General features: G+C 74.0%; 22 protein-coding genes and 1 pseudogene. 19 read left to right on the top strand and 4 right to left on the bottom strand.

The window, feature by feature from the left end; genetic code table 11:
* Positions 1 to 60: 60 nt before the first annotated feature.
* Entirely contained in the window at positions 61 to 249 is a 189-nt protein-coding gene (locus ACFV7Q_RS09685) for a hypothetical protein (RefSeq protein WP_385425939.1), read from the bottom strand.
* A gap of 233 nt (positions 250 to 482) precedes the next feature.
* On the opposite strand from ACFV7Q_RS09685, the gene ACFV7Q_RS09680 reads away from it, so the two are divergent.
* The 18 genes from ACFV7Q_RS09680 to ACFV7Q_RS09595 all read left to right on the top strand — a co-directional run bounded on the left by ACFV7Q_RS09680 (position 483) and on the right by ACFV7Q_RS09595 (position 22440).
* Complete coding sequence (locus tag ACFV7Q_RS09680) at positions 483 to 2366, top strand: non-ribosomal peptide synthetase (RefSeq protein ID WP_385425936.1); 1884 nt, start codon at positions 483 to 485, stop codon at positions 2364 to 2366.
* Positions 2366 to 3850, top strand: coding sequence for a condensation domain-containing protein (locus tag ACFV7Q_RS09675; protein ID WP_385425933.1), 1485 nt, complete (start codon positions 2366 to 2368; stop codon positions 3848 to 3850). The genes ACFV7Q_RS09680 and ACFV7Q_RS09675 overlap by 1 nt, the downstream gene beginning before the upstream one ends.
* Complete coding sequence (locus ACFV7Q_RS09670; protein WP_385425930.1) at positions 3847 to 7131, top strand: amino acid adenylation domain-containing protein; 3285 nt, start codon at positions 3847 to 3849, stop codon at positions 7129 to 7131. Before ACFV7Q_RS09675 ends, ACFV7Q_RS09670 begins: the two co-directional genes overlap by 4 nt.
* Complete coding sequence (locus tag ACFV7Q_RS09665; RefSeq protein WP_385425927.1) at positions 7128 to 7511, top strand: phosphopantetheine-binding protein; 384 nt, start codon at positions 7128 to 7130, stop codon at positions 7509 to 7511. The genes ACFV7Q_RS09670 and ACFV7Q_RS09665 overlap by 4 nt, the downstream gene beginning before the upstream one ends.
* Positions 7508 to 11011: a thioester reductase domain-containing protein gene (locus ACFV7Q_RS09660; protein WP_385425924.1), complete on the top strand. Its 3504-nt coding sequence runs from the start codon at positions 7508 to 7510 to the stop codon at positions 11009 to 11011. Before ACFV7Q_RS09665 ends, ACFV7Q_RS09660 begins: the two co-directional genes overlap by 4 nt.
* Positions 11008 to 11898, top strand: coding sequence for a 3-hydroxyacyl-CoA dehydrogenase family protein (locus ACFV7Q_RS09655; protein WP_385425921.1), 891 nt, complete (start codon positions 11008 to 11010; stop codon positions 11896 to 11898). Before ACFV7Q_RS09660 ends, ACFV7Q_RS09655 begins: the two co-directional genes overlap by 4 nt.
* Positions 11895 to 12185 (top strand): acyl carrier protein, encoded by a 291-nt coding sequence (locus ACFV7Q_RS09650; RefSeq protein ID WP_385425918.1) that lies wholly within the window; start codon positions 11895 to 11897, stop codon positions 12183 to 12185. The genes ACFV7Q_RS09655 and ACFV7Q_RS09650 overlap by 4 nt, the downstream gene beginning before the upstream one ends.
* The gene (locus ACFV7Q_RS09645) at positions 12178 to 13296 is read left to right on the top strand and encodes an acyl-CoA dehydrogenase family protein (protein WP_385425915.1); all 1119 of its coding nucleotides are present in this window, start codon (positions 12178 to 12180) and stop codon (positions 13294 to 13296) included. Before ACFV7Q_RS09650 ends, ACFV7Q_RS09645 begins: the two co-directional genes overlap by 8 nt.
* Positions 13293 to 14279 carry a 3-oxoacyl-[acyl-carrier-protein] synthase III C-terminal domain-containing protein gene (locus ACFV7Q_RS09640; protein WP_385425912.1) on the top strand — a complete coding sequence of 329 codons (987 nt, stop codon included), beginning with the start codon at positions 13293 to 13295 and terminating at the stop codon, positions 14277 to 14279. The genes ACFV7Q_RS09645 and ACFV7Q_RS09640 overlap by 4 nt, the downstream gene beginning before the upstream one ends.
* Positions 14280 to 14311: 32 nt before the next feature.
* Entirely contained in the window at positions 14312 to 15430 is a 1119-nt protein-coding gene (locus tag ACFV7Q_RS09635) for an HAD-IIIC family phosphatase (protein ID WP_385426092.1), read from the top strand.
* Between the two features lie 43 nt (positions 15431 to 15473).
* The gene (locus ACFV7Q_RS09630) at positions 15474 to 17084 is read left to right on the top strand and encodes an amino acid adenylation domain-containing protein (RefSeq protein WP_385425909.1); all 1611 of its coding nucleotides are present in this window, start codon (positions 15474 to 15476) and stop codon (positions 17082 to 17084) included.
* Positions 17085 to 17133: 49 nt separating this feature from the next.
* Positions 17134 to 18327: an MFS transporter gene (locus ACFV7Q_RS09625; protein ID WP_385425906.1), complete on the top strand. Its 1194-nt coding sequence runs from the start codon at positions 17134 to 17136 to the stop codon at positions 18325 to 18327.
* 46 nt (positions 18328 to 18373) lie between these two features.
* A complete protein-coding gene (locus tag ACFV7Q_RS09620) occupies positions 18374 to 19450 on the top strand; it encodes an LLM class flavin-dependent oxidoreductase (RefSeq protein WP_385425903.1) in 1077 nt (358 codons plus the stop codon).
* Positions 19447 to 19986 carry a flavin reductase family protein gene (locus ACFV7Q_RS09615; RefSeq protein WP_385425900.1) on the top strand — a complete coding sequence of 180 codons (540 nt, stop codon included), beginning with the start codon at positions 19447 to 19449 and terminating at the stop codon, positions 19984 to 19986. The genes ACFV7Q_RS09620 and ACFV7Q_RS09615 overlap by 4 nt, the downstream gene beginning before the upstream one ends.
* Before the next feature lie 126 nt (positions 19987 to 20112).
* Entirely contained in the window at positions 20113 to 20286 is a 174-nt protein-coding gene (locus ACFV7Q_RS09610) for a hypothetical protein (protein WP_385425897.1), read from the top strand.
* A gap of 46 nt (positions 20287 to 20332) precedes the next feature.
* Positions 20333 to 21277: a hypothetical protein gene (locus ACFV7Q_RS09605; RefSeq protein WP_385425894.1), complete on the top strand. Its 945-nt coding sequence runs from the start codon at positions 20333 to 20335 to the stop codon at positions 21275 to 21277.
* Entirely contained in the window at positions 21277 to 21966 is a 690-nt protein-coding gene (locus ACFV7Q_RS09600) for a 4'-phosphopantetheinyl transferase superfamily protein (RefSeq protein ID WP_385425891.1), read from the top strand. Before ACFV7Q_RS09605 ends, ACFV7Q_RS09600 begins: the two co-directional genes overlap by 1 nt.
* A 45-nt stretch (positions 21967 to 22011) precedes the next feature.
* Complete coding sequence (locus tag ACFV7Q_RS09595; protein ID WP_385425888.1) at positions 22012 to 22440, top strand: thioesterase II family protein; 429 nt, start codon at positions 22012 to 22014, stop codon at positions 22438 to 22440.
* Positions 22441 to 22654: 214 nt separating this feature from the next.
* Here the strand turns inward: ACFV7Q_RS09595 and ACFV7Q_RS09590 are convergent.
* From ACFV7Q_RS09590 to ACFV7Q_RS09580, 3 genes and pseudogenes are all read right to left on the bottom strand, one after another.
* Positions 22655 to 22879, bottom strand: a pseudogene (locus ACFV7Q_RS09590) (transglycosylase family protein); the annotation flags it as partial.
* 490 nt (positions 22880 to 23369) lie between these two features.
* The gene (locus ACFV7Q_RS09585; protein WP_385425885.1) at positions 23370 to 23798 is read right to left on the bottom strand and encodes a hypothetical protein; all 429 of its coding nucleotides are present in this window, start codon (positions 23796 to 23798) and stop codon (positions 23370 to 23372) included.
* A gap of 174 nt (positions 23799 to 23972) precedes the next feature.
* The gene (locus ACFV7Q_RS09580; RefSeq protein ID WP_385425882.1) at positions 23973 to 24173 is read right to left on the bottom strand and encodes a hypothetical protein; all 201 of its coding nucleotides are present in this window, start codon (positions 24171 to 24173) and stop codon (positions 23973 to 23975) included.
* Between the two features lie 140 nt (positions 24174 to 24313).
* On the opposite strand from ACFV7Q_RS09580, the gene ACFV7Q_RS09575 reads away from it, so the two are divergent.
* Positions 24314 to 25647 (top strand): copper resistance CopC/CopD family protein (locus tag ACFV7Q_RS09575; protein ID WP_385425879.1); only part of this gene is annotated, 1334 nt, incomplete at its 3' end.

The following is a 25647-nucleotide window of genomic DNA, read 5'->3' as shown; positions in this document are numbered from 1 at the left end:
GAATGGGCCCGGTGGCGCTCGTGCGCCACCGGGCCCTCCTGGTCGGCAGGTCCGCCTGGACTACGGCCAGTCGATCGTCGGGAGGGCGGACGCCGGGGTTCCCTTTCCGCCGGCGAGCCGGTCACCCGCGATGACGGCATTCCGGACAGCGTCCTGTGAGTGCCCGACGCTGCCCTCGGCCACCGCTGCGACGAGCAGAAGTGCCCCGAGTACTCCGGTGGTGAGGAAGGTGCGCGTGGTTCCGGTCATGTGGTCCGCCCCCTTGTGTGTCCTGGTCTGTGTGGGCCCCCCGGCCCGACCTGGCTCTTTTGCCGTTCGGCGAGACGTAAACCTAGGGACGATGACTAAATTTGTCAACGACCTAATCACCGTTGACAGATTTGGCAACACGGACCTAGCGTTCAGCGTCAGGTCGGCTGGATGTCACCGCTTGTTCACCTCGAACGGCCGAGTGGCCTTCACACACAGGGGGAGTTCGCCGCATGGCAGACACTGCGCGCATGGCCGGATCGGGGCAGTCTCCGGAGTCCGTGCAGGCTCTGGTCCTCCGCCAGGTCGAGGCCAGGCCGGCGGCGACCGCCGTCCGGGAGGCCGCGACGGCCCGCGAGGTGACCTACGCCGGGCTGTGGACCGCGGCGGGCCGGCTCGCCCGCCGGCTCACCGCCGCAGGCGTCGGCCGGGGCGATCTGGTCGGGGTCGACCTGGACCGGGGCGCGGACCTGCTGGTCGCCCTGCTCGGCATCGTCCGGGCCGGCGCCGCGTACCTGCCGCTCGACGGCAAGGCGCCGGACGCCCGGATCCACACGGTGCTCGACACCGCGGGAGTACGGGTCGTGGTGGCGCGGGACGCGGAACCGGCCGACGGCCTGCGGATCCCCGCCGGGGGGCTCCGGCTGGCGCCGGCCCCCACCAGTGGCGAGGCCGAGAACGCCCCGTACGACGACCCCTCCCACGGCGATCTCCTGCCCGGCGGCGGGCAGAGCGGTCCGGAGGACCCCGTGTACGTCGCCTACACGTCCGGGTCCACCGGTGTGCCCAAGGGCGTCGTCATTCCGCAGCGCGCGGTCGTCAGCCTCGCCACCGAGCCCCGGTACTGCCCCATCGGCCCCGGGGACCGGGTCGCCCAGCTCGCCAATCCGGCCTTCGACGCCCTCACCTTCGAGGTCTGGAGCGCCCTGGCCGCCGGCGCCACCGTCGTCGTCCTGCCCGCGGTGACCGACATGACCGTGCCCGCCTGGGCTCGGCTGGTGCGCGACGAGGGCATCACGACGATGTTCCTCACCACCTCGCTCTTCCACATGGTGGCGCGCGAGGAACCCGGCGCCCTGCACGGCGTGCGCGACGTCCTGGTCGGCGGCGAGCAGATGGACCTCGCGGCGACCCGCCGGGTCCTCGCCGACCGGCCGCCCACCCGCCTGGTCAACGCGTACGGCCCCACCGAGACCACCACCTTCGCCGCCTGGTTCCTCTGCACGCAGGAGTCCCTGGCCGGCCGGGACCGGATCCCGATCGGGCAGCCCCTGCACCAGACCGACCTGCGGATCCTGGACGAGGACGGAAGCCCCGTCGCCCCCGGCGGGACCGGCGAGCTCCACATCGGCGGCGCCCGCGTCGCCACCGGCTACCTGGGCCGCCCCGACCTGACCGACCAGAGGTTCGTCGCGCTCGGCCTGCCCGGCGACCCTCCCGGCGCCCTCCACTACCGGACCGGCGACCTCGCACGCCAGGACGAGGCGGGCACCGTCGAACTCCTCGGCCGGGCCGACCGGCAGGTGAAGCTGCGCGGGTTCCGGATCGAGCTGGAGGAGATCGAGCGGGCCGCCGTACGCACCGGACTCGTCGACGCCGCCTTCGTGGAGAAGACCGGCGGGGCGGGCGCGGAGCGCCTGACCGCGTTCGTCCTGCCCCGGCAGACGGAGTCCGGCGACGCCTCGCGCACGACCACCGAACTGGCCCGCCAGCTGGGCGAGGAGCTCCCCTCCTACATGGTGCCGACCGCCTGGCGGGTGCTGGACTCCGTCCCCCTCGGACCCACCGGGAAGGCCGACCGTGCCGTCCTCCTCGCCTCACTGGCCGACGCGCCCCCGCCCCCGCCGGAGACGGCGGCGCAGGGCGGGAGCGACCCGGTGACCGCCGTGGTGCTCTCCGTCCTCGCCGACCTCCTCCCCGACGCCACCCCGCTCCCCGGCGACGACTTCCTGGCCCTGGGCGGCAACTCCATCCTCGCCATCCAGGCCGCCTCACGTCTGTCCAAGGAACTCGGCCTCGACGTGGAGCCGGCCGACGTGCTGCTGGCCGCGACACTCGCCGACCTCGGCGCCCAGCTGGCCGACCGGCAGCCCGACCCCGCCGCGAAGGGACGCTGATGGACACCCGACAGGATCCCCAACACGATCCCCGCCCCGATTCCCGGCAGACCCCGGGCGCGGACCGCGCCGCCCCGCTCTCCACCGCGCAGGAGCGGCTGTGGTTCATCGACGCGGCGGCCCCCGGCTCGGCCGCGTACAACGTCCCGCTGCTCCTGCGCGGGCGGGGGCCGGTGGACGCGGCCGCCCTCGGTACGGCGCTCACCGCCGTCACCGCCCGGCACGACGTCCTGCGCACCGTCTACGGGCTGCGCGACGGGCGCCCCGTACAGATCGTCCGCGACGTGCGCCCCGTCCCCGTCGACACCGTCGACTGCCCGGACGGCGGCCCGGAGCCCGGGGCCGTCGACCGCGAGGCCCGCCGCCCCTTCGACCTGGCCGCCCGGCCCCCACTGCGCTGCACCGTCTGGCGCGGCGCGCCCGACGGGGACCTCGTCCTCCTCACCATCCACCACATCGCCGTGGACGGCTGGTCCCTGCTGCCCCTCTTCACCGACCTGGCCGCGGCCTACCGTTCGGCCGCCGCCGGCTCCACCCCGGACCTGCCCGGCCTGCCCCTCCAGTACGCCGACTACGCGGCCTGGGAGAAGGAGGCCTGCGCCGCCCCCGAGATGCAGCGCAAGCTCGCGGAGCGGGCCCGCCAACTGGAGTCCTGCCCCGGCCACCTGGCCCTCGGCGAACGCAAGACCGGGCCCGCCGTGCCCGAGGGCGCGCGACGCGGCGCCCAGCACACCTTCCGGCTCGACCCGCAGCTGTGGACCGGCGTCGGCGAGCTGGCCGGGCGGCTGCGCGCCACCCCCTACACGGTCCTGCTCGCCGCCTTCCAGACCGTCGTGCAGCGGTGGTCGGGGCGCGAGCGCTTCATCATCGGCACCGTCGCTGCGGACCGGCAGCTGCCGGACCTCGAACAGCTGGTCGGCTTCTTCGTCAACACCGTCCCGCTGATCTGCCACCCCGAGCCCGACCAGAGCTTCGCGGACCTCTGCCTTCAGGTCCGTGCCGAGGCCTACCGCGCCCTGACCCTCAGCCGCCTGCCGTACGACCGCCTCAGCGCGGCCGCCGCGCCCGGACGGGCCGAGGCGGGCCTCGGCCCGCTGGTGGAGGTCGGGTTCGGCCTGCAGAACATGCCCGCCCCGCCCGCCGACGAGGGCGTGCCCTGGGACACCCCTGAACTGCTGCCCACCGGCAGCGCCAAGTTCGGCCTGCTCCTCCTGCTGGAGGAGGGACCGGACGGCGTCCGCGGCACCGTCGAGTACGACCTCGACCTGTACGGCCCCGACCTCGCCGAGGCGGTGGCCGACCAGTTCCGGGCTTTGCTCGCCGCAGCCCTCGCAGACCCCGACCGCGCGCTGCGCCGGCTGCCCCTCACCCGGCGCGCGCCGGGCGCCGCACACCCGGGAATCGTCCACGGAGAGCGCCGCGACCTCGTGTCCGAGCGGCTGGCCCTCCTCGCCGCCGCCGGACAGGGAGGCCACCGGGCATGACGCTTTCACAGGAGATCGCCGCGCACACCGTGGCCCACGTACTGGACCGCGTCATCGCCGCGTCCGACCCCGACGCCGTGGCCGCCGGCTGCGCCGGCTCGCACATGACCTGGCGGGAGCTGGACGAAGCCGCCTGGCGGGTGACCCGCGCCCTGCGCGCCCGGGGCATCGGGGCTGGCGACCACGTACCCGTACTCGCCCACCGCGGCGGCCTCATGACCGCCGGCTGGCTCGGCGTGCTGCGCTCGGGAGCCGCCTACGTCCCCCTGTCGCTGGACACGCCCCGACAGCGGCTGGCGCACGTCGTCGCCGAGGTCGGAGCCCCGGCGGCCCTGGTCGACGAGGCCGGCCGCGCCCTGCTGCAGGCAGGCGCCCCCGAGACCGCCCTGCTCGACCTGGCCGACCCCGGCGCGGGCACGGAGACCGGCGACGACCGCGAAATCGCCCCGCTGCGGCCCGAGGACCCGGCCGTGGTGATCTACACCTCCGGGACGACCGGCCGCCCCAAGGGCGTGGTGATCCCGCACCGCGGCCTGCTCAACAACACCCTGTGGTGGGCCTCCGACACCGAGCTGACCCCCGCCGACACGGTGCTGTGCACCTGGGGCTCGGCCTTCGACGGGGCCACCTTCGACACCTTCCGCACCCTGCTGGGCGGCGCCCGGCTGCTCTACGCCGACGACACCGAGCGCCGCGACCCGCGCGCCCTGTGCCGCCTGCTCGCGGGACCCGGCGGAGCCACGGTCGCCTCCATGACGCCGAGCCTGCTCCGCGGGGTCCTCGACGTGGCACCCGACGAGACCGCCCCGGGCGGCAGCGCGCTGCGCAGCCTCACCACCGCCGGGGAGGTCCTGACCCGGCAGCTCGCCACCGAGGCCTGGGAGCGCTGGCGGGTGCCCATCCGCAACCTCTACGGCCCCACCGAGAACTCCTGCATCGCGACCTTCGCCGCCTTCCGGCCGGACCACGACGAGGAGCCGACCATCGGCCGGCCCGTCGCCAACACCCGCGTGTACGTGCTCGGGCCCCACCAGGAGGAGATCCCGCCGGGCGTCCCGGGCGAGATCTACCTCGCGGGCGAGGCCGTCGCCCTCGGCTACCTCGGTCAGCCCGACCGGACCCGGGAGGCCTTCCTCCCCGACCCGTACGCGGACGAGCCCGGCGCCCGCATGTACCGGACCGGCGACCGGGGCGTCCTGCGGGCGGACGGCCGGCTGGACTGCCTCGGCCGCGTCGACGACCAGGTCAAGATCCTCGGCAACCGGATCGAGCCGCAGGAGATCCGCAAGCTGATCGAGGAGCACCCGGCGGTCGCGGCCGCGGCGGTGACCGCGGTCGGAACCCCGCCCCGGCTCGTCGCCTACGTGGTCCCGGACCGGGACGCGGCCCACGACGGCGCCCTACCCGACCGCGACTCCCTCCTGCGGCCGCTGCTGAGCTGGGTGGCCTCGGCGGTACTGCCCTCGCAGGTCTACGCCGTCGACCGGCTGCCGCTCACCGCCAACGACAAGCTGGACTTCGCCGCCCTGTCGCGCATGCAGGACAGGCCGCTGCCGCACGGCTCGGCCGGCCCGGCCGCGCTCACCGGCCCGCAGCGCGAGGCCGCCCGCCTCATCGCCCAGGCCCTCGCCGAGGCCCACACCGACCCGGCCGCCCCCGCGCCCGCCCCCGCAGGCCTCGGCCCGGACGCGGACTTCTTCACCCTGGGCGGGCACTCGCTGCTCGCCGTACGGATGCTCGCGGCGGCCGAGCGGAGCTGCGGGCGCCCGCTGGCCCTGCGCGAGTTCCTCGCAGACCCGACCGTGGCCGGGCTCGGCCGGATGCTCCAGGACGCCGCCGCGCCCCGCACCGAACCGCCGGCCGGGCCGCCGGCCGGTCCCCGACGGGACATCGGCGCGGAGACCGCGGAGCCGGACGCCGCACGCCACCGAGCCACCCCCGCCCAGCAGCGCCTGTGGTTCATCGACCGCGTCGCCGCACTGCGCACCGCTTACACCATCCCGTGCCTCCTGGAGGTGCGCGGTCCGGTCGACGCCGCCGCGCTGGGCGAGGCCGTGGCATCCGTCCTGGGCAGGCACCCCGGCCTGCGCTCCCGCTTCCAACTGGACGCCCGCGCCCGCACCCTCTTCTACCGTACGGACGGCCCCGCTCCGGCGGTGGTGACGGTGGACGCGAGCGCCTGGGACGCCGACAAGCTCGACGCCTACCTCGGCGAGCAGTCCTGGGCGCCGTTCGACCTCGCCGCCGACGCCCCCGCACGGGCGGAGATCGTGCTCCGCAAGGACCGGACCCTGCTCCTGCTGACCACCCACCACGCGGTGTCCGACGGGCGCTCAGTGCAGATCCTCCTGGACCAGATCGGCGATACCTACCGGGCTGGCCAGGAGGGCCGCGAGCCCTCGCTCGCACCCGCCGTGCACCCCGCCCTGACCGCGGCCGCGGCCGCAGCCGGTGCCGCTGCCGCCTCCGCCGCCGGGGACGAGGAGCGGGCCGCCGCCTACGTGGCGGCCCTGCGGGGCGCCCCCACCGACGTCGCCCTCCCGCACGACCGGGTACGCCCGCGGGTCCAGTCGACCGGGGGCCGGGTCCGCGCCCTCGACCTGGACCGGGCCGACGCGGCGAGGCTCCGTACGCTCACCACGGAGCTCGGGTGCAGCACGTTCATGACCGCGGCCACCCTCCTCGCCGCCGTCCTCGCCCACCGCGGCGGCGACCGGGACCTGCTGATCGCGTTCCCCTGGGCGGGACGCGAGGACGCCCGCGACGCGGACGCGGTCGGCATGTTCGTCAACACCCTCGTCCTGCGGGCCGACCTGACGGGCAGTCCCACCTGGCGCGAGGCGCTCGACCGGGTCCGCCGCGCCGCCGTCCTCGCCTACCGGCACGCCGACGTCCCCTTCGACACCCTCGCCGCCGCGCTCCACCCCGACCGGGGGCTGGACCGGCCGCCGCTCACCCCCGTCTACCTCACCGTCGAGGACGAACCGGTCCGGCCCCCCGGCCTGGGCGAGGGCACCGAGGTGAGCTACCTCCCGCCGGAGCCGCTGCGGGTCAAGTACGAACTCGAACTGACCGCCACCGCCGCAGCGGACCGCGTGGGCTTCCGACTCGCCTACTCCGACGCCGTCTTCGACGACACGACGGTCCGACAGCTGCTCGACGAGCTGGCTGCGGCGGCCGCCGCACTGATCAACGACCCCGACGCCGACCTGTTCGCCTCACTCGGGGCGAACCCCGCGCACGGGGCGCACCGGACGCAAAGAAAGCAGGAGGACCAGTGACGTTGCCAGAGGAGACCGCCCTGGCCGGCATCGAGGAGCTGGAGAGCCGGATCACCGCGATCTGGAGCACGCTGCTCGAAGACCCCGACGTGTCGCCCGACGACAGCTTCTTCGAGGCCGGCGGCGACTCCATGCTGCTGATCGTGCTCCTCGACGAGCTGCGCGCACTCAGCGGCCGGGAGATCGACGCCGCCGACCTGTTCACCCACAGCACGATCCGCGCCCAGGCCGAGTTCCTGTCCGCCGACACCACGGCCGACACCACGGCCGACACCGCGGCCGCGGCCGCACCCGCTCCCGTTTCCGCGAGCCGCGACCGCAGCCTGCTGCGCGCCCGCTCCGCCCGCCTGTCCCCCACCCGTGCAAAGGACCACGCGTGAGTTCCGATTTCGACATAGCCGTCGTCGGGGTCGGCTGCCGATTCCCCGACGCCCGTACGCCCGAGGAGTTCTGGCGCAACATCGCCGAGGGCAAGGTCTCCACCCGGCCGCTCGACCCCGAGGCGCTCCGCGCCGCCGGCGTACCGCAGGAGGTCCTGGACGACCCTGACTACGTGCCGGTCGCGGCCACGCTGCCGGGCGCCCAGGAGTTCGCCGCCGAGTTCTTCGGCTACTCGCCCAGCGAGGCGGAGTCGATCGACCCGCCGCAGCGCCTCTTCCTCGAGGCCTGCTGGGAGGCGCTGGAAGCCGCCGGGCACGCCCCGGGCACCCACGGCGACCTGGTCACCGGCGTCTTCGGCGGCACCGCCCAGAGCGTCTACCTCTCCGCCCTGCAGACCGCCCGCGCCCAGCAGCACGGCGTCGCGGCCGCCTCCGACGACATGGAGCTGCACCTCGGCGGCCTCGGCGACTTCCTGACCTCCCGCGTCGCCTACAAGCTGGGCCTGCGCGGCCCCTCCGTCGGCGTGCAGACCGCCTGCTCCTCCTCGCTGACCGCCGTCCACTACGCCTCGCTGGCCCTGCTCTCCGGCGACTGCGACATCGCGCTCGCCGGCGGTGCGACCGTCAACGAGCCCGCGTTCGGCTACCAGTACCAGGCCGGCGGCCTGATGTCGCAGGACGGCCTGTGCCGCGCCTTCGACGCCCGGTCCACCGGCACCTCGTTCAGCTCGGGCGTGGGCGTGGTCGTACTGCGCCGTCTGGCCGACGCCCTCGCCGACGGGGACCCCGTCCTCGCCGTCATCCGCGGCAGCGCCGTCGGCAACGACGGCTCCGACCGCTCCGGTTTCACCGCTCCGAGCCCGGCCGGGCTCGCCGACGTCGTGTCCGCCGCGCTGCGCACCGCCGGCGTCACCCCCGACCGGATCCGCTACGTCGAGGCCCACGGCTCCGGCACCGCCCTCGGCGACCAGATCGAGCTGCGCGGCCTCACCGACGGCTTCCGGGCCGCCGCCCCCGAAGCGACGGAGGAGACCGGCTGGGCCGGCCTGGGCTCCGTCAAGGTCAACATCGGGCACTGCGGGCCGGCCGCCGGCATCGCCGGCTTCATCAAGGGCGTCCACATCGCCCGTACCGGCGAACTGCCGCCCCACCCGCTCTTCGAGCGCCCCCGCAACCCCGGCGTCCTCGCCGGCAGCCCCTTCACCATCGACTCCGCCCCCGGCAAGGCCGTGGAGGAGGACCGGCACGTCCTGGTCAACTCCATGGGCCTGGGCGGAACCAACGCCGCCGTCGTGCTGGCCGCGCCGCCCGCACCCCAGCGCCCGTCCGCGCCCCAGGGCGAGAAGATGCTGCTCACCCTCTCCGCGCAGACCCGCAGCGAACTCGACGCGCTGTCCCGGCAGCTCGCCGACGCACTCGACGCGGGCGGCCTCGACCCCGCGGACGTCGCCCACACCCTGCGCGTGGGCCGCCGCTCCTTCGAGGAGCGCCGGCTCGTCAGCGCGGCCCCCGGGCAGCTGGCGGCCGCGCTGCGCCTGCCCCGCCCGCCCGCCGTCCGCACCGCCAAGGCCGCCCCGCGCCGCCCCGTCCTGGTCCTGCCCGAGGACGGCCACACTCCGCAGCCGCTGCTCGACCTGCTCACCGCCGCCCTCGGGCCGCGGGTGCAGACCGTACGCGGCCCCCTCGGCCCCGTCCCCGCCGGGCGCTACGCCCTCCAGCTGGGCACCGGCGACGCCGGCGCCGACCGTGCGGTGGTGTCCCTCGACGACGCCGACGGGACGGTCGCCGAGCGGGCCGAGCGGGCGCTGGCCGAGGCATGGCTCGGCGGTGTCGACGTGAACTGGGCCGGCCTGGCCGGCGGTCGCGGCCGCCGCCTCGCCCTGCCCACCTACCCGTTCCGCCGCCGCCGCTACTGGGCCCTGGACCGGATCGCCCCGCTGGGCGCGCCGACCGCCGCCGCCCCCGCCTGCGCGACCGCCGCCGCACCGCAGGCCGCCGCCGACGGAACGCAGGGGCCGCTGCCCGAGGACCCGGTCGAGGCGGACCTGGTGATGCTGTGGCGGGAGCTGTTCGGCATCGGCACCATCGGCGTCGACGACGAGTTCGGCGCCCTGGGCGGAACCTCCCTGCTGTCCGTGCGCATGGCGCTGGAGGTCCAGCAGCGGCACGGCATCCTCGTCAACATGCACCGGGCCGGCGGCAGCCGGGCCACCGTGCGCCGCCTCGCCGAGATCGTCACCGGCTTCAAGAACGGCGCCGAGCGCGGCTCCGCCGAGTTCGACCCGATCGCCGACGGCGACGGCGAACTCGTCGACGCCGACCTGGAACTCCCCCTCGGCGACGCCCCCGCCACCGAGACCGCCGGCCAGGACACCCTGCTCACCGGCGCGACCGGATTCCTCGGCGTCTTCCTGCTCCACCAGCTCCTCACCGCCACCACCGGCCGTGTCTACTGCGTCGTACGCGCCGGGGACGAGGAGCAGGCCTGGGACCGGCTGCGGGCGAAGTCCGCCGAGTACGCCCTGCCCGACCCGGACCCGCAGCGGGTGCGCATCGTCCTGGGCGACCTCACCGACATCGGCTCGCTCTGCGAGTCGTACGGGGACGGCGAGCTGTCCACGGCCGTCGGCCGGGTGGTGCACTGCGCGGCCAAGGTGGTCTTCACCGAGCCGTACCGGGTGCTGCGCACCGACAACGTCATGCCCGTCGTCGAGCTGGTGCGCTGGATGAACCGGCACGGCATCAGGGACTTCAGCTTCATCTCCACGGTCGCGGCCACCGGCACGGCCCTCGAAGGCGGCGTCCTGGAGACCCGCGAGCAGCCCCTCGATCCGCAGCAGGGCGGCTACGGCGTCAGCAAGTGGGTCGCCGAGCGGCTCCTGGAGCGCGCCGAGCAGGAGACCGGACTGCGGGTCCGCATCTTCCGCCCGGGCTTCATCCTCGGTTCCACCGCCACCGGCGCCTGCAACACCAAGGACCTGATCTGGCACATCCTCGCCAGCGGCCTCGCGGTGGGCAGCCACCCCACCGACGACCGGGCCCTGCCGATGGCGCCCGTGGACACCGTCTCCCGGGCCGTCGCCGAGCTTTCGGTGACGCCGTCCTCGGCGGGCAACGCGTACCACCTCGTCGACGAGGTGGCGGTCTCCACCCGCGGCCTGTTCGAGCTCCTCGGCCACGCCGGCTGGGGCACCCGCGCCGTGGAGGCCGGCGACTGGCAGCGGACCGTCGCCGAGCGCGCCCTGCGCGACGACGACGAGATCCTCTCCAGCGTCGCCCTGTACGAACTGGAGGGCCACGCACTCGGCGAGCGCGACCTGATCGCCCTCAACTGGCGGCCCTGGCTGGAGAGCCGGGGCATCGACCCCGCCCCCACCGGCGACCTCGTCCGCCGGAGCCTGTCCTACCTCGCGGGCCAGGAGCCCAAGTTCGCGGCGCTGCTCGGCGACCTGCTGCAGGCGCCCGCCCCCACCGACACCACCGAGGAGAACCACCGGTGAGCCAGTCCACCACAGCGCCCGAGGCGCTCCCCGACCCGGCGGGACAGCCGATCGCCGTGCTCGGCGCGGGCACCATGGGCATCGGCATCGCCACCCTGATCACGGGTCACGGCCTGCCCGTCGTCCTCGTCGACGTGGACGAGAGCCGGCTGGAGAAGGCGCCCGCCGCCGTCGCGCGCGGCCGGCGGATGGCGCAGCTCATGGGCAAGCTGCCGCGTGACGGCGCGAGCGGCGCCCTCACCACCACGAGCCTGGTCGACGACGTCCACGGGGCGCAGGTCGTCATCGAGGCGGTGACCGAGATCCCCGAAACGAAGGCGAAGGTGATCGCGGCGGCGTCCGCGGTGATCGCCCCGGGCACCCCGCTCGTCTCCAACACCTCGGGCATCCCCATCGACGAGCTGGCCGCGTCCGCCGCCCGCCCCGAGGACATGGTCGGCGCGCACTTCATGAACCCGCCCTACCTGATCCCGGCCATCGAGGTCATCCGCGGGCCGCGCACCTCCGAGGACGCGCTGCGGCGGGTCACCGACCTGCTGGCGCTGCTCGGCATGAACGCGATCGTCGTGGGCGACGGCCCCGGCTTCGTCATCAACCGGGTCCTGCAGCGGTCCCTCAACGGAGCCGCCCAATTGGTGCAGGACGGCATCGCGGACGCCGAGTCCGTCGACGCCCTCTTCCGCGGCTGCCTCGGCCACACCACCGGCCCGCTGGCCACCGCGGACCTCATCGGCCTGGACAACGTGGTCGACAGCCTGCGCGTGCTGTACGACCGCACCGGCGACGCCGGATACCTGCCCTGCGAGCTGCTCCTGCAGAAGGTGGCAGCCGGCGACCTCGGCCGGAAGACCGGCCGCGGATTCTTCGAGTACGGAGGCGTTCTGTGAGCGACACCGCCATCACCACCCGCGACCTGACCCCCGCCGCCGTCGAGGCCGGCCTGCTGGCCTTCCTCGCCCAGTGGACCAAGCGGACCTGGGAGGTGGACGAGGACCTCTTCGCCGGCGGCGGCGTCTCCTCCCTCTTCGCCCTCGAACTGGTCGTCCACATCGAGCAGGCCTACGGGGTCGCGGTCACCGGCGACGAACTGTCACTGGCGAACTTCCGCACGGTGCACACCATGACCGGCCTGGTCACCCGCCTGGCCGCGGCCGGAGGTGACGGCGGTGAGTGAGCCCGACCGGACGGGCGAGACCCCGGCCGAGCTGGCCACCCGCCTGATCGGCGACCGGGCCGGGGCCTGGGACGTGGCCGGCCGCATCCCCGGCGAGGTCGTCAAGGAGCTCGGGGCGGCGGGCGTGCTGTGCGCCCAGGTGCCCGCCGAGTACGGCGGCCTGGGCCTGAGCAGCGCGGCGAACGGCGAGCTGACCGCGCACGTCGGCGCCCTGTGCAGCTCCACCCGCTCCCTCATGACCTCGCAGGGCATGGCGGCCTGGACGATCCAGCGCCTCGGCAGCCCGGCACAGCGCGCGGCGTACCTGCCCCGCCTCACCTCCGGCGAGACGGCCGGTGTCGCGTTCAGCGAGCCCGGCGCGGGCAGCGACCTGTCCGCGATGGCCACCACGGTGCGGGCCGACGGCGACGAGATCGTCCTGGACGGCACCAAGGTGTGGGTCACCGGCTCCGGCTACGCGAGCATGCTGCTCGTCTTCGGCCGGTACGGGGACGGCGCCGCGGCCGTGGTCGTCCCGGCCGACGCCCCCGGCGTCCGCGTGGAGAAGGTGGCGGACCCGCTGGGGTGCCGGGCTGCCGGGCACTCGACGGTCACACTGACGGACGTCCGCCTGCCCCGGACGGCGCTGCTCGGCGCGGCGGGCCAGTCCGCGGCCCTGCTGGTCTCCGCGGCCCTCGTGTACGGCCGGGTATCGGTCGCCTGGGGCAGCACCGGCATCATCCGGGCCTGCCTCGCGGCGGCCGCCCGGCACGCCGCCTCGCGCGAGCAGGGCGGCCGCCGCCTCGCCGGCCACCAGTTGGTGGCCGCACACCTGGCCGAGATGCTGATCGCGGAACGCGCCGCCACCCACAACTGTGCTGCGGCAAGCGCGAGTTGGGACAGCGGGTCGCCGGACCTCGTGTCGGCCGCGGTGCTCGCCAAGCACGTCGCGGCCGTCGAGGCCGCCCGTACCTCCGCTGCGGCGGTGCAGGTGCTGGCCTCGGCCGGCGCCCAGGACGGGCACGTCGTGGCCCGGGCCTTCCGCGACGCCAAGGTGATGGAGATCATCGAGGGCAGCAACGAGATCAGCCGGCTGCTGCTGGCCGACCACGCACTGGCGGTGTGGGCATGAGCGCGTCGTCCGCCGGCCCCGAGCCCATCGGCATCGGCGCCATCCACTGCCTGCTCCCCGACACCCTCACCCCCCTCGCCGAACTGCCCGAGTACGGGCAGCTCGACCACGGGCAGAAGGAGTTCACCACCAGCACGGGAATCGCCACGGTCGGCGTGGAGGACGGCAGCGGCAACGCCGAACTCGCAGCCCGGGCCGTCCGCGAACTCCTCTCCGCCCACCCCGGCGACCCGGACGTCCTGCTGATGGTCGGCCCCCGGGCCCCCGACGTCCTCCTCGGATCGGACGTCTGCCGGGTCCAGCACGAGACCAAGCTGGACCGCGCGTTCTCCTTCACCGTGGACGGCCTCGGCTGCACCGGCTCCAGCGCCGCCTGGGCCCTGGCACGGGACCTCCTCGTCGCCGACCCGTCCCGGCGGTCCGTGCTCATCACCCACGCCAGCACCCCCACGGGCCCGGACCGGGTCCGTCCGCCCGTCACCGTGATCGGCGACGGCGCGTACGCGATGACCATGGTCCGCGGCGGGCGGCCGGTGCTGCGCGCGCACCGGATGGAGACCGACGGCGCCTTCCACGGCCTCTTCAGCGTCGACTACCGCCAGACCCCCTGGTACGAGTGGCGCGAGGAGTGCGCGTCACCCGACCGGTACAGCTTCGAGCTGGCCCTGCACAGCCGCCAGCGGCTCGGCCGGATGGTCGACGAGGTCCTCGCCGAGGCGGGCGTCGGCAAGGACCGCGTCGCCGCCACCCTGATGCAGAACGTCACCGCGGGCGCCTTCGACTTCTACCAGTCGCTGCTCGGCCTGCCGATCCACGACGTCTGCCGCGAACACCTGAGGGCGTACGGCCACCAGGGCGCGATGGACGTCGTGTTCAACCTGGACAGCCTGCTGCGCTCGGGCGAGCTGTCGCCGGGCGATCTCGTCCTCGTACTCAACAACAGCCCCGTCGCCGCATGGGCGGTGACCCTGTGGGAGGTGTGACCCCAGAAGTGACCCGAGAACTGACCGGAGAAGTGACTGCGGAAGCGACCGAGGAGGCGACCGAGGAGGCGGCCGTCACGGTCAAGTGCCTGGTCTGGGACCTCGACCGGACGCTGTGGCAGGGCATCCTGCTGGAGGACGGCGACCCCGCCGTCTCCGACGCCGTCCGCAAGACGATCGAGGAGCTGGACTCCCGCGGCATCCTGCAGTCGATCGCCAGCAAGAACGACCACGACCACGCCTGGCCGGTCCTGGAGCGGCTCGGGCTCGCCGAGTACTTCGTCCTGCCGCAGATCGGCTGGGGCCCGAAGTCGGAGTCCGTCCGCCGGATCGCCGAGGGCCTCAACTTCGCCGAGCGCACCATCGCCTTCATCGACGACACGCCGAGCGAACTCGCCGAGGTCGCCTTCCACCTGCCCGACGTACGCTGCTACCCGGCCGAGCAGGCCGGGGACCTGGCCGGACTGCCCGAGTTCACGCCCCCGCGGGTGACCTCCGACGCCCGCCGCCGCCGCGAGATGTACCAGGCCGGCTTCCGGCGGGAGCGGGAACGCGGCGAGTACCGGGGAGCCGACGAGGACTTCCTGCGCACCCTCGACCTCGTCATGGAGATCGAACGGGCGGGCGAGGACTCGATCTCCCGCGTCGAGGAACTCACCCTGCGCACCAGCCAGATGAACGCCACCGGCGTGCACTACTCGGACGCCGCGCTGCGCGCCCTGCTCGCCGACGAGAGCCACGAGGTCCTGGTCGTCTCCCTCACCGACCGCTTCGGCCCGCACGGCGCCGTCGGCGTGCTGCTCCTGGAGAAGCTCCCCGGCGTGTGGCGGCTCAAGCTGCTCGCCACCTCCTGCCGGGTGGTCTCCTTCGGCGCCGGCGCCGTCATCCTGCGCTGGCTCATCGACCAGGCGGCGCAGGCGGGGGTCCACCTCGCCGCGGACTTCAGGGCCACCGACCGCAACCGGATCATGGAGGTCGCCTACCGGTTCGCCGGCTTCGGCGCACTGGACTGCGCGGACTGCGCCGCGCACCTCGACGCCGGACCCGCCGACGCCGCCGCGGCCACCGTCCTGCACCTGCTGCCCTCCGCGCAGGAGCCGCCGACCACGATGCGCCTGGTCGCGCCCCGTATCGCGCCCGGCACCGTCTGACCCCGCACTGCCCCGAACCGAGGACGAAGGACCAAGGCCGCCCATGACCGACCGCACCCTGTACGAGTGGTTCGCCCGCACCGTCGAAGCGCACCCGCACGCTCCCGCCCTGGAGCTCCGCGACAGCGAGCAGCGCGACCGCGTCATCGACTACCAGGAACTGCACCGGCGGGCCGAGTCGCTGGCCCACCGGCTCGTCGCCGAGCACGGCGGCGTGCCGCGCCGGATCGGTCTGCTCGCCTCCCGCAGCCTGACGGCCTTCACCGGCTATCTGGCCGCCCTCCGGCTCGGGGCAGTGGTCACACCGCTCAACCCGGAATACCCCGCCGCACGCAACCAGTCCGTCTGCGAACTGGCACGCATCGACCTGCTCCTGTCCGACGGCCAGGCCGCGCCGCCCGACGCAGACGGCCGCGAGTGGCCGGCCACCGTGCTCGTCCTGCCCGACACCCGACTGCCCGAACCGGCGGACGTCCGCCTGCCCGCGTACACGGCCACGGCGGACGACACCGCGTACGTACTGTTCACCTCGGGCTCCACCGGCCGCCCCAAGGGGGTGCCGATCCGGCACCGCAACCTCTCCCCGTACATCGCCCACAACATCGCCCGCTACGGACTGGGCCCCGGCTGCCGCACCTCGCACACCTTCGACCTGACCTTCGACCCGTCGGTGTTCGACCTGTTCGCCACCTGGGGCAGCGGTGCGACCCTCGTCGTACCGCAGCGCAGCGAACTGCTCCACCCGATCGAGTACATCAGGAAGCAGCGCCTCACCCACTGGTTCTCGGTGCCCTCCGTCGTATCCGTCAGCAAGGCGCTGGGCAACCTCCCGGCCGGCCTCGTCGACACCCTGCGCCACAGCGTGTTCATCGGCGAACCCCTCACCTACACCCAGGCCCTGGCCTGGCGGGAGGCCGCCCCCGGATCCGCGATCGACAACGTCTACGGGCCGACCGAGCTGACCGTCGCCTGCACCGAGTACCGCCTGCCCGCCGACCCGATCGACTGGCCCCGGACCTCCAACGACACCGTCCCCATCGGCCCCGTCTACCCCTTCCTCGACACCCTCGTCGTCGGCGAGGACGGCCGCGCGGCCGCCGAGGGCGAACTGTGCGTACGCGGCCCCCAGCGCTTCGACGGCTACCTCGACCCCGGCGACGACCGCGGCCGCTTCCTCGCCGGCGACGCCTCCGGCACCACCGTCCACGACGGCTCCGCCCCGCTGACCCCCGCGCACTACTACCGCACCGGCGACCGGGTCCGGCACGAGGGCGGCCACCTGGTCCACCTCGGCCGCCTCGACAACCAGGTGAAGGTACGCGGCTACCGCATCGAACTCGGCGAGATCGAGGCGGCCTTCCGCCGCCACGACGAAATCGACGAGGCCGTCGTCCTCGCCGTGCGCACCGGCGCCGACGTGGAGCTGGTCGCCTTCTACACCGGCCGCGCCCAGACCACCCCGGCCCTGCGCCGCTGGCTCCGCGAGCGCATTCCCTCCCACATGGTGCCCCGGCGCTTCCTCCACCTGGTGCGGATGCCGCTCAACCCGAACGGCAAGACCGACCGCCCCGAGCTGCGCCGCAGCCTCGACGCCCCGACACCCAACCCCGCACCCGCACCCCACGCCGCGTCCGCCCTCGCCGCGGGTAACTGACCGGAAGGCAACCATGTCCCTACTCCGTGATCTGATCCCCCCTCGGGGTGTGATCCGGCTCCTCGCCCTCAGCAACCTCGTGCGGACCTGCGGCAACGGCTTCCTGATCTCGGTCAGCGTGCTCTACTTCATCCACGCCGTGGACCTGCCCGCCCGCCAGGTCGGCCTCGGCCTCACCGTCGCCGCCGTCCTGGGCATGCTGGTCAGCATCCCCGCCGGCCACATCGCCGACGTCATCGGCCCCCGCACCATGGCCATCACCTTCGTCGCCCTCCAAGGCGTCGCCGTGTGCGGCTACGCCCTCGTGGAAGGCTTCACCGGCTTCCTCGTCGCGGTCTCACTGGTCACCATGGCCGAATCGGCCGGCAACTCCTCCCGGGGCGCCCTGGTGGCCGGCGCCGTCCCCTCCGACGAACGGGTCCGCGCCCGCGCCTACCTGCGCTCCGTCACCAACGTCGGCATATCGATCGGCACCGTCCTCGGCGGCGTCGCACTCGGCTACAACAGCCAATCCGTGTACGTGCCCCTGCTCGTGCTGAGCGGCCTGCTGTACGTCACCGGCGGACTCGTCTACCTCGCCCTGCCGCCGGTCCCGCCGGTACCGCGCCCGGCGAAGGAGACCCGCCGCACGGTCCTGAGCGACCGGCCCTTCGTCCTGATCTCCGTACTCAACATCGCCCTCGTGATGAACGGCGGCCTGCTCACCGTCGCCCTCCCGATCTGGATCGCCGAACGCACCGACGCCCCGGTCTCCCTCTACGCCGGCCTCCTGCTCCTCAACACGGTCATCGTGATCCTCTTCCAGGTCCGCGCCAGCAAGGGCGCCGAGACCGTCCAGGGCGGAGCCCGCGCCCTGAGCCGCTCCGGCGTCCTCACCGCGCTCAGCTGCGCCGTGTTCGCCCTCGCCGCCGGCCGTTCCGCCTGGCTCGCAGCGGCCTGCCTGATCGCCGGGACGCTCGTCCACGTGGTCGGCGAGCTCCTCTACTCCGCCGGCTCCTGGGCGGTCTCGTACGAGCTCGCCCCCGCCCACGCCCAAGGCCAGTACCAGGGCATGTTCGGACTGACCACCCAGCTGGGCACCGCCGTCACCCCGGCCGTCACCACCGCCCTCGTCATCAGCTTCGGATGGCCGGGCTGGCTCCTCTTCGGCCTGCTGCTGCTCGCCGCCGCACTCGCCATGCCCCGAGCGGTCCGCTGGGCCGAACGCACCCGCGAACCGGCCGCCGAGAACGCCGCAGCCTGACCCGCCCCGGCTCCTGCCAGCCGCCGTCCCGACACCGGAGACCCACGTGGACTTCAGCCTGTTCTACTTCGCCAACGACAGCGCCGCACCCGGCACCGACCCCTACCGGCTGCTGCTGAGCGGCGCCCGCTTCGCCGACGAGCGGGGATTCACCGCCGTGTGGACCCCGGAACGCCACTTCCACCCCTTCGGTGGCCTCTACCCCAACCCCTCCGTGGCCGGCGCCGCCGTGGCCGCCGTCACCGAACGCGTCGGGATCCGCGCCGGAAGCGTCGTCGCCCCGCTGCACCACCCGCTGCGCATCGCCGAGGAGTGGGCCGTCGTCGACAACCTCTCCGGCGGCCGCGTCGGACTCTCCTTCGCCTCCGGCTGGCACGCCGTCGACTTCGCCCTGCGGCCGGAGAACTACGAGGACCGGCGCTCCGTCCTCATAGAGACCGTCGAACAGGTACGCGCCCTGTGGCGCGGCGAGGAGATGACCGTCCAGGACGGCGCCGGCCGGCCCGCCTCGGTCCGGTCCTACCCGCGCCCCGTGCAGCCGGAGCTGCCGTTCTGGATCACCAGCGCGGGCGGCGTCGAGACGTTCCGCGACGCCGGTCGGACCGGCGCGGGCGTCCTCACCCACCTCCTCGGCCAGGACCTCGACGAACTCACCGAGAAGATCGCCGCCTACCGGGAGGAGTACGCGGCCCGGCCCGGCGCCGACGGCACCGGCCACGTGGCGCTGATGGTCCACACCTACCTGGACGAGGACGACGCAGCCGCCCGCAGCGCCGTCCGCGAGCCGCTCTGCGCCTACCTGCGCAGCTCGCTGGGGCTCATCCTCGGCTCCGGGGCCGGCGGCCGGCGGCGGATCGACCCGGCGAAGCTCAAGGAGAAGGACATCGACTTCCTCGTCGAGCGGTCCTTCGAGCGCTACTACGACGAGGGCGGCCTCCTCGGGCAGGTCGACAAGGCGCGGGCGCAGGTGGAGCGCATCCGGGCGGCAGGAGTGGACGAGATCGCCTGCCTGATCGACTTCGGCGTCCCGGACGAGCAGGTGCTCGCCGGCCTCGAACACCTCGACCGGCTCCGGATCGCGTGCGCCGCCCCGGCACCGGCCGCCGCCGCGGTGACGGCGTGAGCACCGGCACCGCCGGGGCCACCGTGGGCACCGGCACCGCCGCCGAGTCCCGGCGCCGCGCGTTCAGCCGCACCGCGGCACGCTTCCCCACCGGCGTCACCGTGCTCACCACCGTCGTCGACGGCGAGCCGCACGGCATGACGGTGAACGCGTTCGCCACCGCGTCCCTGGACCCGCTCCTGATCCTCACCGCCCTCGGCAACACCTCGCGCACCGCCCGTTCGATCCTCCAGGCCGGCCGCTTCGCGGTCTCCGTGCTCGGTGCGGATCAACAGGACACGGCCCGCTGGTTCGCCGACCGTTCCCGGCCCACCGGCCGTGAGTCCTTCGCCGGACGCAGCTGGCGGCCGGCTCCGTACACCGGCTGCCCCGTCCTCGACGGCGCGGCGGCGTACTTCGACTGCACCGTCCGCGACACGTACCCGGCGGGGGACCACACGGTGGTCATCGGGGCGGTCCACGCCTTCGACTCGCTCCCCGGGGAGCCCTCGCTGCTGTTCTTCGGCAGCCGCTTCTCCGCCGCGCCCACGGCCTGACCGCGACCCGCCCCGGCCGTCCGACCGCCCCGGCCGTCCGACCGCCCCGGCCGTACGACCCGCCCCGGCCGTACGACCGCCCCGACCGTCCGACCTGCCCGCCCCGATCCGACCCGGGAGTGCCCCGTGCCCGTACGAGCCCACGCCACCACCGGCACCGCCGCCGGATCCGCCGCCGACGACCTTCTCGAGCCGTCCATCGCCCGGATCGAACCCCACGAACTCCCCTGCCACCGCGAGGCCGGCCCGGACCGGGGCGACGGCCCGGGCGGCTACGAACCCGCCTGGCACGGCGTGTGACCCGGCCCCCGTCCAGCAGTCATCCAACGAGAGGAACCACGCCCCCATGCGAGACCAGAACCGCTCCCAGCGCGAGTGCTACGGAATCCGCGTCGACCTCCTGACCGACCCCGACGCGCTGCCCCTCGTCGACGAGTTCTTCGGCCCGCCCGCAACCGCCTTCGCCGACAGCGGCACCCGGCTCGACCTGGAGATCACCGTCTCCGACGAGCCGCCCGCCCGCCCCAGCACCGAACCCCCGCACAACGCGGAAGTCCTCACCGCCGACCCGATCGTCATCGACACCGGCGGCTCCCGAGCCGTCATCGACCCCACGGCCTGGAAGGCCACCGTCACCCTCGCCCGCACCGACCTCGACGACCCGGTGGTCTGGGGACGCTGGATCCTCGAACGCCTCTTCCTTTACCTCGTCTGCCGCTCCGAACGGCACTACCCCCTGCACACCGGCGCCATCGGGATCGACGGCCGCACCGCGCTCATCTCCGCCCCCACCGGCGTCGGCAAGTCCACCTTCACCTACTGGGCCGCCCACCGCGGAGCCGTCCTGTACGGCGAGGACATCATGGTCCGCCACCTCGACGAGGCCGAACCCCTCATCTGGGGACACCCCCGGGTCACCTACCTGTCCCCGGACCTCATCGCCCGCTGCCCCGAACTGGACGCCGTCCCGCGCGCCGGAATCGACGGCGGACGCAAGTACCGCCTCGGCCTCACCGGGGCCCCCGGTCTCGAACTGGACCCGGCCGCCCGCCCCGACGCGGTCGTCTTCCTCACCCAGGGCGAGCCGTCCCTGCGGGACCTGGACCTCGACGAAGCCGTCGAACGCTCCCGCGGCGACTTCTCCACCGCCAAGTCCGACCCCGCCCTCCTCACGGAGGTCGAGACCGACCTGCGCACCGTGCTCGGCGGACTGCCCGTCTGGGAGCTCGGCCTCTCCCTCGACCTGGACGCCACGTACGACCTGCTGCGCACCGCCCTGAACACGCGGTGATGGCCGGGCCGCAGCTGGCGATCAGCGCCACCACCGCCGACGTACTGCGCCACTCGCCGCTCGGCGAAGAGGCCCTCACCCCGCAGGAGCACGCCCGGGCCGCCGCCTTCCGGCGGCGGTCCGACCGCGAGGACTTCGTCGCCGCCCACCTGCTGGCCCGTCTCGTCGCCGCCCGGGTCGCCGCGGCCGACGCACGGGACCTGCACCTCGTCCAGCACTGCGCGGACTGCGGCGGACCGCACGGCAGACCGGCGTTCCAGGGCCGGCCGGACCTCACGGTGAGCCTGAGCCACGCCCCGGGGGTGGTCGCCGCGGCGGCCGGCCGCCACCCCGTGGGCGTGGACATCGAACGCCTCGACGCCACCCCGCTGCCGCCCGAGGCCATGGCCCACGTCCTCGCCCCGGCGGAGCAGCGCCGCCTGGCCGAGGCGGGCCCGGCCGCCCAGGCCGTCTTCCTCCGCACCTGGGTCCGCAAGGAATCCCTCATCAAGTGCGGAGTGACGGACCTGGCCGGCATGCACCGCATCGACGTCTCAGACATCCCCGACGGCGGCCGCTACGACGCCAAATGGCACATCCTCGACTGGTGGACGACCCTCCCCACGTGCGTGGCGGCAGCGTCCAGCACCCACCCACTCCACCTCGTCACCCTCCCGCACCTCCTCACCCGCAACCGCGCGGCGGCGTGACATGACACCCTGGCTCACCTGCCCCACCCCCGCCCGACCGCCCGAATGCGCCTCGTCTGCTTCCCGCACGCGGGCGGGTCGGCGTCCTTCTTCCACCACTGGGGCAAGGCACTGCCGGCCTTCGAGGTCCATGCCGTCCGCTACCCCGGACGTGCGGACCGCGTCACCGAACCCCACCCCGCCGACCTGCTCCAGCTGGCCCGGGAAGCAGCCGACGCCATCCGCACCACCCTCGACGGCCCGATCGTGCTGTTCGGCCACAGCCTCGGCGCAACGGCCGCCTTCGAAACGGCCCGCGCCCTGCGCGACGCCGCTGCGGAACCGGCCCACCTCTTCGTCTCGGGCTCCCGGGCCCCGCACCTTCCGGGCACGGACATCACCCGCCGCGCGGCCCGGGACGACACCGGCCTCCTGGAAGTCAAGTGTGGGTGTGCGGGGTGGGGCAGCGGTCGGGGGTCAGCCGGTGACAGATGAACAGCCTCAGCCCGCGTCGAAGGTCTTGTCGTCGCAGTGCGAAGCGCCGGACGCCGGCGGCGCGGCTGCTGCCCGCCCGGCAACAGTGAAGCCCGAGCCACGCCGCTCCCGCACGGGTTTCCGCTCGGCGGTGAGCGCATCCTTCCCGAAATTGCTTCGCTGAGCCTGCGGGGGCGGCACATGACGGCAACCACGTTTGCACGCCGCTACCGGATCACCGACGGGCGCAGCTCCAGGCACCCATGCCCTGCATGGCGGCCAGCTTCTGGGCGGTAGCGATCTGCTCCGACTTGGTGGCGAGGTCGGCGCGAGGGGCGTACCGGGTCCCGCCTGCAGCCTTCCAACTCGATTGAGTGAACTGCAGACCTCCGTAATGGCCGTTGCCGGTGTTGGCACGCCAGTTGCCACCGGACTCGCACTCGGCGATGGCATCCCAGTTGACCTTTGGTTTCGACAAGTGCTCTGTGGCATGAGCGCTGGATGCACTCATTACCACTAGCTGGCAAAGGACCGACGCACACAAAAGGGTCCAGGCCATGCGGGTGGTTCGGCAGCGTGCTTGGAAACGGGACATGGGTCCTCCGTAAGTCGTCAGTCGGCCCGGCACTGCCGGGTGTAGTTGATGGTTCATGCCTTCAGGGCTTTGCAGGTGTGCCCACCCGGCTGGCGTGGGCGCCCCGGATGCCATGGTGATGCGCGCGCTTCGTGCCGCCCCTGATTACGGAGATGGCAACGGGGTGTTTTTCGGACAGGGCGAGATATAACTGCACGGCTGGGCGTTCTCCGGTCCGCCCTCCGCGCTGCTGCCGGCACTGCTCAGCACCCACGGCAAGCGGGCCGTCAGCGGGCCCAGCCACACGGTCAACCGCATGTTTGCCGCCCATCGGGGCGACGCGGAGCCCGACGTTTGTGAAACCTCCGGATGGGCGTCACCCACCTGGCCGATGTTCGGCCGCCGTACGCGCCAGCGCGACAAGCTTTCGGTACTCCAGCTCGCCGGCCTGTCGGGCCCTGAGCTGGACCAGGGAGGTCTCAAGGAGGTTCTGCACAGCGGTGAAGGCGGCCTCGTACGCCTGCTCCTGGCCAGCAGCGCCGACGGGGTCCCAGAAGATCAGCAGCTGCTCGTTGCGGCGGGTGCCGTCCGGGGTGGCGAAGGCCAGCTCATGGACAACCAGCCGGGGCTCATCGGCAGGAAGGGCCTCAAGGAGTTCCTCATGGGTCAGGTTGGCCTCCACCTCCACTGCCAGACCACCTGCCGCGCCCTGGCGGTGGAGGATCACGGTGTTGACGTCCCGCCGCTCGACCAGGTGACGGAACGCCTCAAAAGAACCTTCGGAAAAGACAAAAGGGCTGCTCACCCATGCCTCGCTTCACTCGCGGTCAGGACCTGCCCAGTCAACGCGCCGGTCCTCGCCAAGGATGCGCCAGCCACCACCACGAACCGGCGCGAGGCCGCGGCCCGCAGGCGACACACCGCCTCACACCGGCGTCACGACCGGCAGCCAAGCCGCACCAGGTGGAGGAGCAGACGGTCACGCCGCGGGCGGTGAGCAGGGTGGACCGTCCGCGGCGGGGGGCCGGCAGGGCCGGGCCCGGGGCGGTGCCGGACAGCCGGGCCCGCCCCGGGCCCGCAGCGGGGCGGCGGCGCGGCGGGCATCGCGGATCGACAGGGGCAGCGGGCTCCAGTCGGCGGCGCGGCCGAGCTCCACGATCGGCGGGGCGATGGACGTCATACGGAAGACCTCGGCGGGCGGGCCCGACACGACCCTGCCGTCACGTTTTTAGCGGAAGTTGCTCAACCGGCCCCACGGGCCGCCGGCACCGCCGAGACTGCCTGATCATGCACACCGGATCGCCTCCCGCCAGGAGGCCAGTGGCCGTCCTGGCGCTGCTCGCCGCCACGTTCGCGCTGATCGTCGGCGGGACGGGCCGGGCCTTCGCGCACTCCGGCCTCAGCGGCAGCGACCCCGCCGACGGCGCCGTCCTGCAGACGGCACCGAAGCACGTCACGCTCACCTTCAACGAGTCGGTCGGCCTCTCCGAGGACTCGCTGCGAGTGCTCTCGCCGGACAACGAGCGCGTCAACCCCCGCCCGGCGCAGCACGCGGACGGCAAGGACAACACCGGCCGGGTGGAGCTGCCCGACAAGCTGGCCCAGGGCACCTACACGGTGGCCTGGCGGGTCACCTCCGCCGACGGTCACCCGATCTCCGGCGCGTTCGTCTTCTCCATCGGCAAGCCGTCCGGCACCGCCGCCGCTGCCGCCGCGGCGCCCGCCGACCCGCTGGACGGCACGGCCGCCGGCCGCCTGTACGGCCTGTTCCGCTACGTCGCCTACAGCGGGCTCGCCCTTCTCGTCGGCGCTGCCGCGTTCGTCCTGGTGTGCTGGTACCCCGCAGGTGCGGTGCGCGGCGTGCGCAGGCTGCTGGCCGCAGGGTGGGCGGCGCTGGCGGTATCCACCGTGGCGCTGGTGCTGCTGCGCGGCCCGTACGAGGCCGCCGGGCAACTGTCGTCGGCGTTCGACCCGTCCCGGCTGGGCCGGACCGTCACCGGCAGGCACGGCGGAGCACTGGTCGCCCGGCTCGTCCTGCTTGCCGTGGCCGGCGTGCTGCTGCGGCGGTCGGCCGTCCGCCTCAGCGGAGGGGACCACGGGGCGCAGCCGCACCGCCCCGGCCGGGGTGCCCACACGGCCGGGGCGGTGCTTGCTCTGGGGCTGGCGCTCACTTGGGCCGCCGCCGAGCACGCCTCCGCCGGCATCCAGGTGCCGCTGGCCGTTCCCGTCGCCGTACTGCACCTGCTGGCCATGGGCGTCTGGCTGGGCGGCCTGGTCACGCTGCTGGTCGTCCTGCGGTGCCGGGGGTCCGGCGGCCGCGCCGTCCCGGCGGCCGCGATCGGGCGCTTCTCGACGCTGGCCTTCGCCGCCGTCGCCGTTCTGGTCGGCACGGGGGTGTACCAGTCGTGGCGGCAGGTCGGCTCCTGGGAGGCACTGTCCACCACGTCCTACGGGAGGACCCTCTTGGTGAAGATCGTCGCCGTGGTCCTCTTGCTGTGGGCCGCCTCCTTCTCCCGCCGTTGGACCGCCCGCCTCGTACACACCGCGCCCGCGGCCGCGCAGACGGCGGCGGTGCCCGAGCCCGAGCGGGCCGCGGCCGTACAGACGGCGGCGGTGCCCGAGCCCGAGCGGGCCGCGGCCGTACAGACGGCGGC

Source organism: Streptomyces sp. NPDC059851 (assembly GCF_042732005.1).
GTDB lineage: Bacteria > Actinomycetota > Actinomycetes > Streptomycetales > Streptomycetaceae > Streptomyces.
Note: the sequence above shows the minus strand (reverse complement) of the source record. Positions and strands in the feature narration are given on the sequence as shown.